Origin of the sequence: Faecalicatena contorta (genome assembly GCF_021531995.1) — a bacterium.
Classification (GTDB): domain Bacteria; phylum Bacillota; class Clostridia; order Lachnospirales; family Lachnospiraceae; genus Dorea_A; species Dorea_A contorta_A.
This window is the reverse complement of the sequence record NZ_JAFBIZ010000213.1, coordinates 1-2132: the sequence shown is the minus strand read 5'-3', so window position 1 is coordinate 2132 and position 2132 is coordinate 1. Positions and strand designations below refer to the sequence as shown.

General features: G+C 35.7%; 2 protein-coding genes. Both read right to left on the bottom strand.

Translation table 11 applies throughout. The annotated features are described in order from the left end of the window. Window positions 1-790 (bottom strand): glycosyltransferase (locus JQM82_RS15320; RefSeq protein ID WP_235251276.1); only part of this gene is annotated, 790 nt, incomplete at its 3' end. A gap of 29 nt (window positions 791-819) precedes the next feature. After that, window positions 820-1989: a polysaccharide pyruvyl transferase family protein gene (locus JQM82_RS15315; protein ID WP_235251275.1), complete on the bottom strand. Its 1170-nt coding sequence runs from the start codon at window positions 1987-1989 to the stop codon at window positions 820-822. Between the last annotated feature and the right edge of the window lie 143 nt (window positions 1990-2132).

Here is a 2132-nt window from a genome sequence, read left to right as displayed (position 1 = left end):
ATACAGTAGAATAAAAATATAAATGCTCTAATGCATTATTCCAATGTATATACTTCATAAACCCAAATGACATTGCTCCCTCAAAAAAGGCCTCTCGCTTAATACATTCCTGTTTCTCAATTTCCAACCGATCCGGCCAAAAACGATGAATCAGCGAACCTTCATGCAACCTATAAATATATCCGCTTTGAGAGATCACACGAACAGAGTCAACACAGCTAAGATATGCCATATTGAATCTGGAATCTTCTCCTAATGTGCATTCTTTTTCAAAGCAAATATTGTTTTCAACTATAATATCCCGGGAATAACGGTTTCCCGTAACATGAACACAAGGAACTTCTTCCCAAAACAATTCACTATTTTTTTTGTATTCAGCTGCAAGCCGCAAACAATCTTGATACTCAAATCGAGTTCCATCCACAGAATTTTCTCGATAACCAGCGCCGATAAATGGCGCATCTCCACACTCCATAAAGTTCTGGATATAATTATCCAGAATCATATCATCTGAGTCAACAAAAAATAAATATTTCCCACGAGCATGACTAATACCTATATTCCGTGCCGTTGAAACACCACTGTTTTGGATTTGATAAAACTCAATTCGCGGATCACACCTCTGATATTTTTTACACAACTCAGCACTTCGATCGGTTGAGCCATCATCAACCAAAATGATCTGCAAAGTTTCATAAGACTGACGAATCACGCTTTTTATACATTCTTCTATAAACTCTTCAACATTATACACCGAAATAATTATACTAACTAATATCCCATTTTCCATTCCTATCACCTATCATATAATTAACGCCATCATTTTTTCATAAGTTTATAAACTGCATCTCGCGCTAAATATACACTCCTAGTATATTCTGGAATAATAGAATATAAGTGCTTTCTTATTCCATCTTCATTTTTCATCAACCAACAAAATGCATCTCGCAGTTCCGTAGCGGATTTCAGTCCCTGTACTGGCAAAACATAATTTTCAGACCGTCCAAATAAATCTTTAGCAATTCCTCGTGATTTCACAGAATAACCCAAAACAAGTGTCGGAACACAAGTGGAATATGCTGCAATCGTTGCGTGAGTTCTCGCACCAACAAACATTCTGCAACGCGAAATATACCCTTTAATTTCCATACAATTACAGTCATCAATTAATACTATTCGCTTTGAATCCTGATACTTTTCAGCCAACTTCTTCAACGGAATTCTGTCATCATTCATTTTTCCTACCACATGAGGAATAAGTGCAATTCCGCAGTCCGTATTATCCAAAATATGTTCAATCAATTTACAATATGCTTCAAAAGCTATTTTCCCATCTGATGCACTTTGCAATATAAGCGGACTTGCATTGATACCAATCATATTGTTTTCTTGCCAGCCTTCTGGCAAAGGCAAATCAACACGATCCAAAACAAATGCTGGATCAGCAACCAAAATAGTATTCGAATTGACTTTCCGAAGCGCCTCATAAGAAATGGTTTCCCTAGCAGTAATCAAATCATATCTAGCTAAATCTTTTGCAATTTTCGGTTGTGCAACTACCTCTGGCTCAACAGAACATCCCCACAAAACAGTTTTACCTCTTTTATACTTAATAATGCGATTGTAGTCAGACAGCTTATCAACTTCTGTATAACAATAATTATCTCCACCAGTTGACAGATACACATTGCCGGGTTTTACATTATCAAAAAAAACTTTCCAGCGAAAATATGTATTTAGAACCGTGCTATTGCACAATTTCATTTCAATTGCAGACATATAATATTTAAATGATGGCTTCTTAATTTTGCTTTCACGATCATACTGCAAATCCACTACTTGATCCAACGCATATCTTATATCTGTTTCTGGATACATAGAATATGTAGTAACATTCTCTCCAAACATTTTTGCAGAAGAACGGATAATTGCCTCACAGCCATGATTCGCGCTGCCTCCATGATAGCACAAAACAACTCCACTACTCATTATCATCTTCCTTTCATTTTTACTAACAAGTCAATCAGTTGAACCAATAAATAAGATTTGCTCTTATATGCCATCATATAAAGAGGATGAACAAAACAGTCTGACCTTTTTAATGATTCTTCAAATTTAGCACTACTTAAAAT